This is a genomic window from Flavobacterium sp. GNP011 (genome assembly GCF_056428925.1).
Window position 1 is genome coordinate 12,617 of record NZ_JBWJVJ010000027.1, and the last position, 15,287, is coordinate 27,903.

General features: G+C 29.2%; 18 protein-coding genes. All 18 read right to left on the reverse strand.

What is annotated here, in order from left to right; translation table 11 throughout:
• Positions 1 to 173: 173 nt before the first annotated feature.
• The 18 genes from AC061E_RS15875 to AC061E_RS15960 all read right to left on the reverse strand — a co-directional run bounded on the left by AC061E_RS15875 (position 174) and on the right by AC061E_RS15960 (position 15,180).
• On the reverse strand, positions 174 to 806 hold the full coding sequence (locus AC061E_RS15875) for a hypothetical protein (protein ID WP_478287127.1): 633 nt from the start codon (positions 804 to 806) through the stop codon (positions 174 to 176).
• A gap of 151 nt (positions 807 to 957) precedes the next feature.
• Positions 958 to 1,698: a hypothetical protein gene (locus tag AC061E_RS15880; RefSeq protein ID WP_478287128.1), complete on the reverse strand. Its 741-nt coding sequence runs from the start codon at positions 1,696 to 1,698 to the stop codon at positions 958 to 960.
• A gap of 178 nt (positions 1,699 to 1,876) precedes the next feature.
• A complete protein-coding gene (locus tag AC061E_RS15885; RefSeq protein WP_478287129.1) occupies positions 1,877 to 2,578 on the reverse strand; it encodes an SIMPL domain-containing protein in 702 nt (233 codons plus the stop codon).
• Positions 2,579 to 2,760: 182 nt separating this feature from the next.
• Positions 2,761 to 3,420 carry a hypothetical protein gene (locus AC061E_RS15890; protein WP_478287130.1) on the reverse strand — a complete coding sequence of 220 codons (660 nt, stop codon included), beginning with the start codon at positions 3,418 to 3,420 and terminating at the stop codon, positions 2,761 to 2,763.
• A gap of 185 nt (positions 3,421 to 3,605) precedes the next feature.
• On the reverse strand, positions 3,606 to 4,367 hold the full coding sequence (locus AC061E_RS15895; RefSeq protein ID WP_478287131.1) for a hypothetical protein: 762 nt from the start codon (positions 4,365 to 4,367) through the stop codon (positions 3,606 to 3,608).
• Between the two features lie 186 nt (positions 4,368 to 4,553).
• Entirely contained in the window at positions 4,554 to 5,069 is a 516-nt protein-coding gene (locus AC061E_RS15900; protein ID WP_478287132.1) for a GNAT family N-acetyltransferase, read from the reverse strand.
• A 199-nt stretch (positions 5,070 to 5,268) separates the two neighbouring features.
• The gene (locus AC061E_RS15905; RefSeq protein ID WP_478287133.1) at positions 5,269 to 5,679 is read right to left on the reverse strand and encodes a hypothetical protein; all 411 of its coding nucleotides are present in this window, start codon (positions 5,677 to 5,679) and stop codon (positions 5,269 to 5,271) included.
• Between the two features lie 193 nt (positions 5,680 to 5,872).
• Positions 5,873 to 6,421: an outer membrane protein assembly factor BamB family protein gene (locus AC061E_RS15910; protein WP_478287134.1), complete on the reverse strand. Its 549-nt coding sequence runs from the start codon at positions 6,419 to 6,421 to the stop codon at positions 5,873 to 5,875.
• Positions 6,422 to 6,630: 209 nt separating this feature from the next.
• Positions 6,631 to 6,852: a hypothetical protein gene (locus tag AC061E_RS15915; RefSeq protein ID WP_478287135.1), complete on the reverse strand. Its 222-nt coding sequence runs from the start codon at positions 6,850 to 6,852 to the stop codon at positions 6,631 to 6,633.
• Positions 6,853 to 7,951: 1,099 nt separating this feature from the next.
• Complete coding sequence (locus tag AC061E_RS15920) at positions 7,952 to 8,626, reverse strand: DUF547 domain-containing protein (protein WP_478287136.1); 675 nt, start codon at positions 8,624 to 8,626, stop codon at positions 7,952 to 7,954.
• Entirely contained in the window at positions 8,623 to 9,567 is a 945-nt protein-coding gene (locus tag AC061E_RS15925; protein ID WP_478287137.1) for a radical SAM protein, read from the reverse strand. The genes AC061E_RS15920 and AC061E_RS15925 overlap by 4 nt, the downstream gene beginning before the upstream one ends.
• A gap of 2 nt (positions 9,568 to 9,569) precedes the next feature.
• Positions 9,570 to 10,316, reverse strand: coding sequence for a methyltransferase domain-containing protein (locus AC061E_RS15930; RefSeq protein ID WP_478287138.1), 747 nt, complete (start codon positions 10,314 to 10,316; stop codon positions 9,570 to 9,572).
• Positions 10,317 to 10,325: 9 nt separating this feature from the next.
• A complete protein-coding gene (locus AC061E_RS15935) occupies positions 10,326 to 10,982 on the reverse strand; it encodes a hypothetical protein (protein WP_478287139.1) in 657 nt (218 codons plus the stop codon).
• Complete coding sequence (locus AC061E_RS15940; RefSeq protein WP_478287140.1) at positions 10,979 to 11,605, reverse strand: hypothetical protein; 627 nt, start codon at positions 11,603 to 11,605, stop codon at positions 10,979 to 10,981. Before AC061E_RS15940 ends, AC061E_RS15935 begins: the two co-directional genes overlap by 4 nt.
• Before the next feature lie 3 nt (positions 11,606 to 11,608).
• Positions 11,609 to 12,334, reverse strand: a complete 726-nt coding sequence (locus AC061E_RS15945; RefSeq protein ID WP_478287141.1) for an ABC transporter ATP-binding protein — start codon at positions 12,332 to 12,334, stop codon at positions 11,609 to 11,611.
• The gene (locus AC061E_RS15950) at positions 12,331 to 13,107 is read right to left on the reverse strand and encodes an ABC transporter permease (protein ID WP_478287142.1); all 777 of its coding nucleotides are present in this window, start codon (positions 13,105 to 13,107) and stop codon (positions 12,331 to 12,333) included. Before AC061E_RS15950 ends, AC061E_RS15945 begins: the two co-directional genes overlap by 4 nt.
• On the reverse strand, positions 13,100 to 13,960 hold the full coding sequence (locus tag AC061E_RS15955) for an ABC transporter permease subunit (RefSeq protein WP_478287143.1): 861 nt from the start codon (positions 13,958 to 13,960) through the stop codon (positions 13,100 to 13,102). The genes AC061E_RS15950 and AC061E_RS15955 overlap by 8 nt, the downstream gene beginning before the upstream one ends.
• Entirely contained in the window at positions 13,957 to 15,180 is a 1,224-nt protein-coding gene (locus AC061E_RS15960) for an ABC transporter substrate-binding protein (RefSeq protein ID WP_478287144.1), read from the reverse strand. The genes AC061E_RS15955 and AC061E_RS15960 overlap by 4 nt, the downstream gene beginning before the upstream one ends.
• Positions 15,181 to 15,287 lie beyond the last annotated feature (107 nt).

Genomic DNA, 15,287 nt, shown 5'->3' on the forward strand with positions numbered 1-15,287 from the left:
TTAGCCTGACCGCTAACTTTCTCTCGCTACAGCAGGTTTGGGACTAAATTAAGCCCTATTTTCGGATTTGCCAAATCATCCCAAATACAAAACCAACTTTTTATTGAGTTTAAACCCGCCATATTCCCAAACGTCTGTTATAGGAAGACAATTATTCTTTAAAGTCGTTTTTATTATTGTTTAAAACCAAGTCTGATTAGTTCGTTTTTAACTTCTGATGCTGTTTTAAATTTCGATTTCTTACTTGTTCCGTCACTCCAGTTGCATTCACAGTCTCCTTCAATCTTTTTACTTATACCTTCAAGAAATTTCAAGTCGAATGTTTTCTCGATCGTTTCATTGTCAAAAACGTATGTGCCGTAAAGCGTTCCATTAACATCATAATGTCGTTGTTCCCAAGAAGCTATGATTATTATCTCTTTTGCCTTGTCATTGTCGGCGTTTGCAAAGAAGATAGCTTCAATTGACGGATTTCCACCTTCAGTATCTATCGTTCCAAAAGTTACTTTACTATAAGTGTTTTTATCAAGTTCAGAAAATACAATTCCTAAAATTTTATGATATGTCTGCTGGTCTGGGTCATTTTCTTTAGGTAATTTATATGTTATGTCGTAAAGTGAAATGATAGTGGAATTACCGTTCCATTTTGTATCTAAAACTTTATGTGTCAAAGTTGAGTTTTCTGGTTTTTGGCGTTCGGCAAATTGCTCAACTCTCTCTTTATCTTTCCGAGCTATAAGTTGTATTTGTCCAAACGATAAAGTCGTCCAAAAAAGTAAAATTATTATGTTAATTAAGTGTCTCATTTTGGTTGCCTATAACGTCCTTGCACTAAAGCGGGTTTGAGACTAAATTAAGCTCTATTTTCGGATTTGCCAAATCATCTCAAATACAAAACCAACTTTCCATTAAGCCAATTGCCCAAATCGCTTGTAGCGTGTGTTAGCAGTAGTGCTTCTAAAATTCAATGTTATCGTAACCAATTTCTTTTAATTCATTTTTCAATTCTTCAAAATCTTCAATTTCTGGGTTTAATTCTAAAATTATTTCTTTTGTGATTTTTTGAGAATCGTAAATATGTTTAACCGTTTCTATTTTTAATTTAGTGTTTTCAAAATGTTCATCATAATATTCTAATGCCCATTTTCGATATGTTGCTGGATTATTATCAAGAATATAAAGTAAATCAGCACTTCCGTCAGTATATTTATCTTTAGGAAAGTCTATTTCGCCAATATTCCACTTTTTAGCTTCATTTTTTCTCCAAATACAAAATGTTGTTCCAAGAGATATAATAGGCTCGCCTAAAATAAATGCTTTAAATTCAGCTGGCACATTTTCAATTACACCTTTCCAAATTTTTTGTTGCATTTCTGTTTCTTTATTGCCAAACATTTTTTTTAAGAAACCTTTTTGTTCAATTTCAATTTCTTCCCAATTTGACATTTCACTTTCGTGTGCAAAACCATTAATTATTGCTCCAAATTTTGAAAATAAGATTGAAAATTGGTCGCCTTGTCCATTTCTCATTTCAAAATATTCTTCTCCAAGTTCTTCGTCCCAATTATTTTGATAAGAGTAATATCTCGATTCCCAATCTCTACAAATAATTGCTTCGATTGCAGAAAGAGATTTGCATAGGTTTTTTAGAGTAGAAATTTCTGGAATTCCATCAAGATTTTTAGTTGATATTTTCATTTAATTTCAATTTTCAAGTTTCTGCGGTCGCATTACTGCTAACGTTCTGGCACTACAGCGGGTTTGGGACTAAATTAAGCCCATTTTTCGGATTTGCCAAAACTTCCAAATACAAAACTAATTTCAAATAAAGCCAAATACCCAAATTGCTTGTAGCATGTTTTGGGCGATCGTATTTTTATTCAAGTTTAAATTTAACGTTTATAATAGTTTCAATTTTAATTTTTTGAAATTCAATATCAATAGGTTTGTATTCTTGTTTACTTTTTCTGCCATACCCGACAACTACAACTTCTTGCAAACTTCCACCGCCGTCAAAATTTCCTATATTAGTTAAATCAGAAATAAAAATTGCATTTCCAACTTTTTGTTTCAAAGGTTTAGTCATAAATTCTGCTTGAATTTTAGCCTTTGCAATTGCATTTGATTTTAAAATCAGTTTTATTTTTTCATATTCTGTATTTTCGGTTTTTGTTACTCGAATATTTGAAATTTCAATTGTTTCAAGTTCCGAAATTACGCTTCCAGCAATTTTTGCGTTTTCAACAATTAGATTATATGATTTTGATTTCATTACATCAGTTTCTTTAATAAAGTATTTTTTGAAATTACTAGCTAAATCATTTAAACTTAAATTTTGATTTGTATTAATTCCCAGACCTTTTAATTTTTGCTCCATTAAGTTTTCTAATTCTTCAACAGAATATTTGTCTTTTGTGTCTTTTTCAGAAATTACAATATTCAAATGAATTCTGTTTGGCAAAACCAAAGTATCGGAAATTGCCGAAGTTTCAATGTATGGTAAATCAATGAAGTTTTTTGATTGTGAATAACTTTTCGCTGAAATAATAATTAAAAATAGTAATGTTAATTTTTTCATTTTCTGTTTTTTGTTTTCTGTGAATATGTCGCCCAATGTTCCGGCGCTACAGCGGGTTTGGTACTAAATTAAGCCCATTATTCGGATTAGCCAAATTTCCCAGATACAAAACTAATTTCAAATTAAGCCTGATACCCAAATTGCTTGTAGCGTGTGTTAGTGGCTGGCATTTTATTGAGTAGTTATTTTTGTATAATATTTAGTAATTTGTTGCTTTTGTTATCAATATAAAACCATAATTGTACATTATCGGGACTTATAAATGTTCGCCATAAAGTTATATTCTTATTTTCATTACAATATAATTCTTTTTGACGGCTAAAACCTAAAAATCCGTAGTCTTCGATTTTTGGCCAATTTTTAAGGTTTTCGTTTGTTATATTATTAGAACAATCAAAATTAATAAGGGTTTTGTTTTTCATTTTAGTAATTGTACTATCGACAATTTCTTGTGCATAAATAGCATTACTAATTTCCTCAAGTTTATATATGAAGTTATGACTTGTTCCAAAATAATTAATTGCAAATTCGGTTTCGTAAATCAATGTTGGATTGTTTTTGACAACTTCTAAATAAAGTATTATTGCGGAATTACTTGCTCCCATTTTTTTACTTAAAGTGCTTTTCAAATTAGTGTTTTTTACAACTAGTCGATATGTATTTTTTTCTTTTTGAAATGAAATTTCTTTTGAACCAATTATTTTTTCTAATTCTAAAATTGATTCTTTACTAAGTTGTGTTTCATTTTCATCACTTTTACAAGATTGAATTAATAGCAATAGGGAAAATATAAATATTAGTTTATGGCTAATTGAAAATATAGTTTTTGTTAAATTTTTCATTGTCATTAAAATTGCGTTAGATTCTTGACTCTGCGCCAATCTTGTTGTTAACGTTCCCGCGCTACAATCAGTTTGGTACTAAATTAAGCCCTATTTTCGGATTTGCCAAATCATCCAAATACAAAATCAACTTTCTATTAAGCCAATTGCCTAAATTGCTTGTAGCGTGTGTTAGCCGTTCAGTTTTATTCTGTTAAAAAAGTATAACCTTGGTCTTGTCTATAATTTTTCACATCATAACTTTTGGTTTTTTCGTTATAATTTAATTGATAAATCCTCCCATTTCTTGTGTCTAGATAAGAATTATAATTAATTATAAATTTTTTTGAATGCCATTCTTTTTTCATCTTTTCATAATTTTTTCGAAGTCTTATAAATACAGAATCAGAAATTTCAGTTGGCATATTTGAATTTAGATTTCTGTTTTTATAAATAAGTAAACTATCTTTTTCTTCTAAATTTTTGGTGATCAACAGCGATTTTAAAATTTCATTTACTACTTCATACTTTACGTTTTTATCTTTTAAAGGATTTTTTGGATTAGGAAATATGTTCAAAGCATTATTTAATTCAACTCTGAAAGTTGATTTTATTCTATCAATGTTTTTTATTGGTTTGTCAAATGGAAATTCCCAATAATCTTTGTATTTGTTACTAAAGAATGGAATTACTGAACACTGTTTTTTTGAGTTAATCAAAACAATTAATTGCTGATTATCTTTTATACTGTCTGGTTCAGAAAATAATTGAATTTCAAAATCAAATTCTCTATTCTTTACACTTTTTATAAGTTTGTAATCATTTCCAAATGTTTTCTTGGCAGTTTCTAATTGAGGAAATTTTTCAATTACTTTTTGAATTGATTTTTCAACTTTTGTATCGTTCTTTTCAGAACAACCAATTGTTATGATGAAAAATAAATAAAAATAATAATTGTGATTTCTCATTTGTTCGTTTTTTTCTGCGTTCTATTAAACTGACGGATAACGTTTTGGAACTATAGCGGGTTTGGGACTAAATGAAGTCCTATTTTCAGATTTGCCAAATCTTCCAAATACAAAACCAATTTCAAATAAATCCTAATAACCAAATTGCTTGTAGTGTGTTGTGCGTTCGGTTTTATTTTTTTTTTTTCAATTTTCAATTAATTTTTCCCATTTTGATTTGTTTAAAATCATATTTAATGAAATCCATTTATTTCCTTTTACTTCAATTTCGCTAAATTTATTTGGGTTTATTTCAAAACCAGTTTTTTCGTAACATACAATTGCATATTTATTCCAATCATAAACGTTGAGTTCAACTTTTTCAGCATTTAGTTTTTCAAAACTATATTTTACCAATTCATTTATAATTTTTTTTCCAAATCCTTTTCCTCTTTGGTTTTCGTCACCAATTAAAATTCTGCAAAGTTTAACTTCATTATTTTCAGTTTTATAAATTTCGCAATGTCCAATTATTTTGTTCGTTTCTGAATTTATGACTTTAAATGAAATTATATTTTCAGAATATAAATATTCGTTCAGTTGTTCTTTAGTTAATGGAAATTTAAAAACAGGTCCAGAAAACTGAACTAAAATTTCTTCGTTTTCAACCCAATTTATCAATCTTTCAAAATCTTGTTCAGTAAATTTTTCAAGTATTATCATTAATCAAAATTCAATTTTATTATTTAGTTTCTTTTCGGTTTTTTGGTTCTCCAAACTGACGTACAACTTTCCCTCGCTACAGCGGGTTTGGTACTAAAATAAGACTATTTCTCGGATCTGCCGAATCATCCCAATATAAAACCAACTTTCCATTAAGCCAATTGCCCAAATCCGTTTTAGCTGTTATGCTAAGGCAATTTTACCACCCTATGCCATCGACATCATAATTCTGCAAAAATTTATACGCTATTAAATATGTGTTTTTTGATTTTAATTCTATTCCTAATATTTTTTTTTGACTGTCTTTAATAAATCTAAGATTGTATTTTCCCCGAAAGATTTGATTTTTGGAACTAACATTTATCATTAAATTTTTTTCGTCCAATTCATAAAATGTTAATTCATTTTCAAAATTGAAAGTTTCAGGAAGTTTAATAACATTATTCTCTTCAAAAAATAAAGTATTAATAATTAAGCTGTCCTTGTAGTTTATATTTTGATATTTTATTTCCTCAATAGCCCAAGATCCATTGAGTTTTTCATCAATAGTCTTTGAATATGGATTACAAGAAATTAGTAAAATAAAAATCATTAATGAAATGTATTTCATCGGATTACATTTTTGTTCATAAATATTCGTTTCGCATGCTTTCGTATAACGTTCTGGAGCTTGGAGAGGCTGGTACTAAATTAACCCCTATTTTCGGATTTGCCAAATCTTCCTAATACAAAACCAAATTCAAATTAAGCCTTAAACCCAAATTGCTTGTAGCGTGTGTTAGCCGTAGTTTTTTTTTGATTAGTTACTTTTTTTTCTTACTATATACCGTAATTCCCCAAGTGTCTTCATCATGATGCTTTATTTCTTTTCCTGATTTTTTATCGAATTCAAAAACTCCTTGTGTTACTGTATTTACTAGTAAGTTGCCATTTGCGGAATTAAGTTTATGTCCCCCATAACTTGACTTCAATTGATTTGACCACAATTTTTTTCCATCTATGGAAAATGAGTAAATTTTTCCAATATAGCTTACGTAATATAATTGATCATCATTTATGGTGACAGGTTGAGAAGCGTATGCATTTACTTTATTTTTCCATTCTACTTTTTTGTTGGAAAGATTTAAACAATAAAGATAGTTTTGTCCTTCCGAAATATTTATAGTGTTTACAAATAAAAAGTTATTTTTAACTATCCCATTTTGTAATCCTCTGCCATCATATTTATCAACCCAACGTTCTCCAACTTCTAATTCTGGATAAGGTTTGGAAGGATCATATTCAAATTTATTTTGTTTGCATGCAGATAGTATAAATAATCCAAGAATCATTATATTCCTAATATTTTTCATTTGTAAATTATAAAACTTTGTCAAATTACTCTTTGCGTTCATATATATTACCCCAAGTTTCTAAATTGCTGGTAACGTTCCCACGCTACAGCGGGTTTGGTACTAAATTAGCCTTAATTTTCGGATTTGCCAAATCATCACAAATACAAAACCAACTTTCTATTAAGCCGATTGGCCAAATTGCTTTTAGCGTGTGTTGGCGGTAGTAGTTACTCTTCGAGTTCATCTTCAATTTCTAATTGTTTATTAAATCTGAACTCAACTAGATTACCTTTTCGACTACTTTTTTTAGCTTTATTATTTGTTGTCTTATTATCTTTTAAATTATTAATTTTTATTCCGATTGCCGTTTCATTTTCAACAGCATAATAAGTATCATTTATGACATATTTATAATTTCTATTTATAAATTTTAAGTAATACAAATCCATTCCTTCATTTTGAATTCCACCTCAACGTAAATAAAATACATATTTAAATTTGCCCTAGCTTGCTTTAGTTTTTTCTGGAAACTCGAATTCAATTTTATTTTCCGTCCCAAATCTATAGATTATGTATTTATCGTTTTTATCTTTAGCTAGGACGAGTTTTTTTCCATTTTGAGTTTCGAATCTGTAAATTAATTTCTCATTTGGTAAAAGATATTTTTGTGCAAAGATTAAGTTAGTAAATAATAACATTAATGATAAAATTAAAATTCTATTTTATTCTTTTCTTTCTTCATAGATTTGATTTTATACAGTTTTCCACTACTATTACTGCCAAGTTGCCAATAAAATAACTTTAGTTAATATATTTTCATTACTACCCTTTAATGCTATATATTTTATTTATACCAATTGATTTACTGATCTAATGAAATGAGTTTTATTATATGATGAAGAAGTCATATGGTGTTTAATTTGAAATGTAAATGGCTTTTAATTTAATTATTGGCTTTAATTAAGAGTAGTGATACTTCTTGGCGTCATTTGAACATAAGAATGCTAGTACTGTTCCAAAATCATCTCGTAAGCCTACACCGTCACCAATACTTTAATTTTTTAACGAAAACTAACTTTCCCTGCCCCTGATAGCAACGAAAAGCCCGCAAGGGTAAGAGCCTAATAAAAACAAAACCCAAAACAGCGACCAACGGAAGCTCGTTTTGGGTTTATGTTTTTAAGGCGATTCCCGCGGACTTGTAGAGTATAGCAGGAATAGGCAGCCAGAGTAATGGGAGTAAAGTTTGGATAAAATTATTTGCCGATACAGAAAGTTAAATCATTCTGTATTGTTGGGCTATAGTGTTTGAAGGTACAAATAAGATACAATTTTTTTAAGTTTGCTATTTTATGCTCCAAAAATAAGCAGTACCAAAAATAAAATTTTTTAAGTGATTTTTTTGATTTTGTAATCATAATATTTTACAGGGTAAATATCATAATTATAAATTCATCAGTTCTTAAAAAACAAAATGCTTATCAAAATTTTTATGATGAGTTGATTTCAATATTAAAAAGCCACTAGAAACTTAAATGAGTGAAAATATTAACTGTAATTATCTAATTTTTTTGTCCAGTTATAATCAGTATATTTTAGTACGTAGTCATTTATTTGTAGATTGAAAATTTTTCCGATTAATATTTTAATATTTTTATTTGAGCCAAAATCACCTTTATACCATAAGAAAAGCTTGGATGTGGAAATTGTTTTGCTGTCAGCATTTATAGTCGTTTCTGCTTCAATAAACGAATCAGTGGCTGAATTCAACTGCTTATCTAATTGTTCGAATTCGTATACAAAGATCGGTGGACAACTGATTGCACCGCAGTTTAATGCAAAATGAATTCTGTAATCTATATTGTTTACTTGTAGTTGTTTAATATAACTAGCATAGAAAGGATTCTTTAGATAACCAAAGCCAATCACAAATTTGCCTTTTCTTAAAATTCCATGTTCTATAGTATCTAAGGAGAAAAACATATCTGCTATAATAATGACCTTTTGCGTATAAATTGATTTGTCTAGAATTGTTCTTGCATATATTTGATAAAATGAATTATAAATGTTGAGCCAAAAGGTCTTTTTATGATTGTCTATTTCTAATTCCATTAACAGATTTTCATACCTTATTTGACTCAGTTCGATAATTTCATTTTGATATGAATTACCGTGTTTAATATTGGAAAGTAATTGTTCTGAAAGTTTTAAAATTGCACTCACAAAATAGCCTCTTTAATTCCATTTTTATCAAATATTTCTTCCTTATGGCACTTAAAGAAATGATCACAATATTTACAAATATTTTGTAATTCTTCATTTTTAGATATAGCTTCTTCTTCGGTCACACCCAATGAAATTCCCATCTTTAATGGTTCTCCCTCATTTAAAATTTTAAATACTGCGCTTTTAGATGCTCGATCCAAAACAGTGCTAACTTTTTCTTGTCTAGCATCGCCCATCGGAAAATGTGTTCCTGGACAACATGGATTTATTCGCCATAATTGTATACTAATTTCCTGTGGAATATCTGAATATCCGCCTAAAAAGTTTCGAGCTCCAGAAAGTATTGAACAAAAATTATGTTTAGAATCTTTTAACCAAATATTATTTTTTAGTGCTTTACCTCGTGCCCAATTTCCTCCTAACCACATGTCGTCATTTGCGCCCCAATAACCCCAACTTAGAGGGTTTTGAGTTAAGTAATGTTCACCATCAATTAGTGGGTCATTTTCTGTTCCGATGACATTACAACTTGCAAAAATATCTGCTAATTCTAGTAGTCTGCCGCCTGCTTTTTTATGATATCTATCTATGCTTGCAATATCAAAGCGTTGCACTCCTTTTTGGATTAAGATCTGTAATTTTTCAACATTTAATAAATCCCCATTGGTTTGCAACATGATTTGAATAGAATCCTGATACTTTTCCTTTACTTTATCCAATATAGAATATAATAGTTTTATATCTGCTAGAGGTTCACCACCACTTAAAATTAATCGATCTACTCTTTTCGGTAAATTTTCTATAATTTTCATACAGTCGGATTCACTTATTCTTTTACCAAAAGGACTAGAGTCATTATAACAATGGTCACAATCATCATTACACAACTGGGTAAAGACCCAATAAATTGATTGTATATGCTCAAATGATGTATTCATAATTATTTTTTTATTTTAAAAGTTGTAATAAAAAGTATATTCTCTTGATCAGCAGATCGCAGTTCTTTTGGTAAAATAACTGGTCTTTCATTTACTATTTCAATGGAGGAAAACCCAGCTTTTAGCAAATAATCTATATACAGTTTTTGATATCGTATTCCATTCAAACAACCTGTAAATTCTTTTATTTGCGGATAAAGCTCAGGTCCAAATTTTCCTTTTTTGTTAATATCAGAAAAACAAAACTGTCCGTTATTTTTTAAAATTCTAAATACTTCTTCAAATGTGTGCATCAAATTAGGCAATAAACTGAATACTCCATTACTTGTTATTGTATCTATAGTCTCATTTTCGAAGGATAATTTTTCAATATCTCCGCATATGAATTTAATATTTTTTATTAGATATTTATTTGCTATTGAATTTGCTTTTATAATCAGACTTTCAGTTAAATCTATGCCGGTAACTGAACCTTTATTAGTTATTCTATCAGCCATAATAAAACAGTCTATACCAGCAGCACATCCTAAATCAACTATTTTATCATCGTCATCATAGGAGATAAATTCAAATGGAAAACCACAGCCTAGACCTAAATTTGCGTCTTCGATATATCCCCTAAATTCCGAATATTTTTCTCTTATTGGATTAAAAATAGGACCACACACTGATTCTTTTTGTTTTTCTGAGTTCAATTTATTTTGAAAAACAACTTCATTATAACCATTTTGAATAGTGACCTTTAGCATTTATCTGGATTATAAAATAATTGGTAATTCAACTCCGTAATTCTCTGCAGGTATCTGAAATGTACCTGAAACATTTTCTCCAGTAAGCCAAAAAATAAGTTTGTCAACATAATTATCTAAATGTGTAATTTGCTGTATGCCATGTTCAACAATAGGATCTAATGTAGTTACTAATAAATGTCCACCATATTGAGTTGTTTCCCATGTTATTATATCCGTATCATCTTTTCTTTGAATTACAGTTGCATTAGTTGGAATAGATGTGTACGCCCCATGTGTGTGCCAACAAGAATGTCTTGGCGATAGTCCTTTATACAACGGATGAGAAAAATTAGTTTCAGATATTGGAGGATTATTTGGATTATCTACCCACCAATAATTATTTACTGGTCTGTCTTCCCATTTAGCATCAAGCCAATTTGCAGAAGAATCACCTTCTACCATGATTTTTTTTCCTTGAGCTAAAAAAAAATACAGTAAATCTTTATGCTTTGCTATTTCAATATGATTGGATTGAAATGGAATAATTATAGCTTCTAAATCAGCTAATAATTCTTTTGATAAATCATAAACGTATAATAATTTTATGCTATTAGTATATTTTGGAGCCGTAGCAAAAGTATAATGACTCCAAACACCATTAAATATTAAACCTATTTTTTTCATGATTCTAGTTTTTTTATGATTAAAAATACAATATTTTGATACAATTGCGCTAAAGAATTGTTTAGATTATAGTTAGTATTTGTAATACCTGTATCGCCTAATGGTGCGCTCGCAGTTAAAAATAGTGTTCCTTTCGTTGATTTTTCATCCAATACAACTATTGGTCTTTTCCAGGTATCTTGCAGAATAACTTCTGCTTGTTCACTTACATTAATGTATCCACAAGACCACCATCCACTCATTTTATGACTATATATCAAATCCTGAATATCCACATTTTCAAGTAAATTGTTTCTATCTGAATTCACAGTATACCTTTGATCAATACTTTTTAAATCATTACTCATAATCCATTGATTGTTTGGTACCCAATTTGTGAACCATCCATCAAAACAAAATAATGCTTTACCATCATTTAGAAAATTTGCAACTTTATCTTTAATTTTAGACATAGCAATACTATCACTTCCATTTGGGACAATAAGTAATTGGTACGATTCTAAATCTGGATCAAAATCATTTGAAATTTCCAGAAAACTGTAGTGAATAACTTCACTTGAAATAAAGTAATTTTTCAATCCTTCTATTCCATTTGAAACAACTGCTGCTTTTAATTTCTTCATAGACTATAAATTATATTGTTGCCAAAAATTGATTTCCTCTTGTACGCCAGAATTTTTATCTTTTATAAAGTCAGTGGGGCTGCTATATTGCTTTAAAATTCCATTTTCGATTTTTCCGAGAGCATCTCCCATTATTATGGCTTCTTTGATGTCGTGCGTTACAAAAATTGACGATACATTCATTTGATGCACCAAATCCTTAAAGAGAACTTGCATTTGTTTTCTTGTAACACTATCTAAAGCTCCAAATGGTTCATCTAACAATAATATTTTAGGCTCAATCACAATTGCTCTTGCAAACGAAATTCTTTGTTTTTGTCCACCTGAAAGTTGATTTGTCATCTTTAAGGACTGACTTTTTAAATCAATTAATTCAATTATACTATTAACTTTCTGTTGAATAATATCTTCTTTTTCTTTTTTAATACGTAATCCAAATGCAATATTTTCAAAAACATTTAGATGGGGAAAAAGAAGTGACTCTTGGTATAGATAGACACACTGCCTTTCTTGCGGTTTGACATTACTGACCTCTAACTCGTTTAGATAAAGATTGCCCTTATCTTGTTTTTCAAGACCAGCAATAATTTTTAAAAGTGTCGATTTTCCGCTTCCAGATGCTCCGAGTAAGCTTAAAGTCTTATCTTTTTCCAGTATTAAAGATACATCTTTGAGTACACTCTCTAATCCAAAGGTTTTCGAAATATTTTTTACTTCTAGGATATTCATAATATGGTATTATTTTCTACAAAAAATAGTAGTTTTTTATTAATGAATACTAAAAGCATAGGTGGAATGACTAGAAGTACTGAAGCAAATGCAGCATAAAAAATATTAGCTTCATTTATATATTTAAAAACACTTAAAGTTAAAGTCATAATTTTCCCGGTACCAATAATACTTGTAAGCCCATATTCAAACCATGAAATTAGAAAAATCTGAAAGAAACACAATTGCAAAACATGCTTTGATAGTGGTAAGATAATCTTAATATATGTTTGTTTTTGCGAACTTCCTAGTGTGTAACTTAAATCTTCTATTTTCTTTATTTTGTTAGTCCAAAAGCTAATGAAAATAATAATGCCAAATGGAAATGAAACTAAAAATTGCGCCAATATAACGCCAAAAAATGTACCAGTCAGATTACTGATTATAAAAAAATAGTGAAATAAAACAGCCATAATTACTGGTGATAATAAATATGGTATATACGCAAGCAATATATACAAGGTTTTATTTTTACTATATGCTATAGACTTTGAAATTATAAAACTAAAAGAAGTTACAAGTATAGCGACTATGGTAGATAATAATAATGAATTCAAAAACAGCGCTACAATATTTGCTTCAGTTGATAGAATACTTAACCAATTTCCAATTGATAATTCTACAGGAATAATGTTCGGAAATATCCAGTTTTTCCCCAATGAAAGTATTAGTAGGAATAGCAATGGAAATCCAATGGCACTTATAAAAATATATTGGCAGACTCTTTTAATCATTGTGTTCTTTTGTTGCAAAAAAGTTAGGATTTTTAATTGCTAAAAACCCAAGCAATACAATCAAAAAAGTAACATAAATAATACTCATTGCAAAACCATTAGGAATATCGTACAAGTTGAATCGTGTTATTTTTTGAACAATTGCTACTGAAATTAATTGTGGATTTTGCCCACCTAATAATAATGGAACTTCATAATTACCCATTACGAATAGTATAAATAATATTAAAGAAACGGCTGTTTTTTTAAAAACAATTGGTATTACAATTTTTTTCATAATTTGACTTTTCGAAGCTCCCAACGTCGATCCTAAATCTGACAGTTCATCGATCCTTTCTGATTCGTATACCGCAGAAAATAATATGATAAAAAAAGGGGAAATCAATAGAATCATTGTAAATATGATTCCTATTCCAAGTGTGTCGTTTATAAGAACGGGAAAGTTAGAAATTCCATCAGTAATTTGGAGATAATTCGTAATTCTAGAAACAAATCCAGATTGCGAAAACATTTGGAAAATAAAGAATGCAACTACCGTTGCAGGAAAGCACAACGGTAGATAAATTACATAACTAAGTAGTCCACTCTTGAAATTTGATCGCCAACTTTTTGCTATTAAAAAGGATAAAACACTGCTAATAGACACACTTACAATACCAACATATAAACTAAATAAAATACTTTTCCAGAAATGAAAATCGGTTAAGACTGATTTCCAAGCATCAAAGTTTATCTCTGAATTTAAAATCCCAAAAATCCCAATGCTATATAAAAAAGCATATGCCAGTCCCGAAAAGACAGGTACCGCCACAAATAGAATAAATAGAATGATATTAAGTTTGCCTAACTTCAATTTTGTGCTTGATTATTTATTACATATTTTCTAAAATCTTCTGCAAGTTTTACCATGTATTCTGGAGCTAATTCTTTTAATGCTTTATTTTGAATATCATTTCGTTTTGGCGATTTAATTCTTGCAGGTATTTGTTGAAAAATTGATTTATCCTTTTCCGACAATTTATTTAAATCTAAAACAGTTCCATCACCCCATATAATTGGATTCATTTTTTTTGATTGTGCTTCAACAGAAATTAATGCGTTTGCAACCACCATAGCTGCAGCTTTATTCGCACTATTAGACGATATTCCTATGTAATGTGAATTTTGAATTGTTCCAAACTTTGGTACATAAGCCATTGTAGAATTAGGAAAAAGGCCCTCAGCTATTTTACTATCTACTTCTGCATCATTGTTACTCATTGTAAACCAAAGTTCACCATTAGAAAATAGTTGATGTACTTGAGCTACATTTTCAGGAAATACTGTTCCTTTTCTCCATAAATAAGGTCTTAACTCATTGATGTATTGCCATAATTCTGTACTATATTCTTTGTACTTTTTGCTGTTGAAATCTCCTGACAAATTATCTTTGCTTCCTGAAATATCTATTAGCAATGATTTTAAAAAAGTTAAGCCTGTAAATTGATTATCAAAAGTAAAGATGCCAGGATTTTGTTTTACAAACATTAATAATTCCGCTCTTGTTTGAGGAGGATTTTTAACTTTATCACTATTGTAAATCCATGTCATCTGAACGTTTCCCCAGGGTAATTCAAAGCCGTTGATTTGCTGCTGGAAATCGGTTCCAATGAAAGGATTTTTAAAATCGATATTCTTTGCATTTGGTAATTTATCTGTCCATGGACCATACAAACCATTAATTTGTTTTAGTTGATAAAATGTTTCCCCATTTATCCACATTAAATCTACATCACTATTAGATTTATTTGCTTGTTGTTCTGTCATTAAAAGCTGAACTACTTTTGACCCCTGACCATCAATTATTTGTAAATTAATATTATTTTCATTTTTAACTTTAGGAATAATATAGTTCCTCATGTAAGCATTTATTTTTGCATCACCCATCCACATGACCATGGTAATATCTTTGCCTGTAGCTTGTTTTTCAATTGATGACCAATTCGCAAAATTTATATCTTCCCTTTTTTCTTCTATTTTCTTCTTACATGAAAGGAGTAAGATAAAAACTAATAGTATGCTGATTTTTTTCATTGATTATTTGTTAAAAATGGGGTTCCTAAGAACCCCACTAATTTATTAAAATAAGTAATCGATTCGTGCTCGATGAACCGGGCGCTTATGGCTTAGATCACCGACTG

Bases quoted from the DNA above. Each gene is read 5' to 3' on its own strand.
- AC061E_RS15910 (WP_478287134.1), bottom strand. From the start codon at position 6,421: ATGAAAAATATTAGGAATATAATGATTCTTGGATTATTTATACTATCT.
- AC061E_RS15950 (WP_478287142.1), bottom strand. From the start codon at position 13,107: ATGATTAAAAGAGTCTGCCAATATATTTTTATAAGTGCCATTGGATTT.
- AC061E_RS15940 (WP_478287140.1), bottom strand. From the start codon at position 11,605: ATGAAGAAATTAAAAGCAGCAGTTGTTTCAAATGGAATAGAAGGATTG.
- AC061E_RS15945 (WP_478287141.1), bottom strand. From the start codon at position 12,334: ATGAATATCCTAGAAGTAAAAAATATTTCGAAAACCTTTGGATTAGAG.
- AC061E_RS15925 (WP_478287137.1), bottom strand. From the start codon at position 9,567: ATGAATACATCATTTGAGCATATACAATCAATTTATTGGGTCTTTACC.
- AC061E_RS15900 (WP_478287132.1), bottom strand. From the start codon at position 5,069: ATGATAATACTTGAAAAATTTACTGAACAAGATTTTGAAAGATTGATA.
- AC061E_RS15880 (WP_478287128.1), bottom strand. From the start codon at position 1,698: ATGAAAATATCAACTAAAAATCTTGATGGAATTCCAGAAATTTCTACT.
- AC061E_RS15890 (WP_478287130.1), bottom strand. From the start codon at position 3,420: ATGAAAAATTTAACAAAAACTATATTTTCAATTAGCCATAAACTAATA.
- AC061E_RS15885 (WP_478287129.1), bottom strand. From the start codon at position 2,578: ATGAAAAAATTAACATTACTATTTTTAATTATTATTTCAGCGAAAAGT.
- AC061E_RS15930 (WP_478287138.1), bottom strand. From the start codon at position 10,316: ATGCTAAAGGTCACTATTCAAAATGGTTATAATGAAGTTGTTTTTCAA.
- AC061E_RS15915 (WP_478287135.1), bottom strand. From the start codon at position 6,852: ATGGATTTGTATTACTTAAAATTTATAAATAGAAATTATAAATATGTC.
- AC061E_RS15875 (WP_478287127.1), bottom strand. From the start codon at position 806: ATGAGACACTTAATTAACATAATAATTTTACTTTTTTGGACGACTTTA.
- AC061E_RS15905 (WP_478287133.1), bottom strand. From the start codon at position 5,679: ATGAAATACATTTCATTAATGATTTTTATTTTACTAATTTCTTGTAAT.
- AC061E_RS15960 (WP_478287144.1), bottom strand. From the start codon at position 15,180: ATGAAAAAAATCAGCATACTATTAGTTTTTATCTTACTCCTTTCATGT.
- AC061E_RS15895 (WP_478287131.1), bottom strand. From the start codon at position 4,367: ATGAGAAATCACAATTATTATTTTTATTTATTTTTCATCATAACAATT.
- AC061E_RS15935 (WP_478287139.1), bottom strand. From the start codon at position 10,982: ATGAAAAAAATAGGTTTAATATTTAATGGTGTTTGGAGTCATTATACT.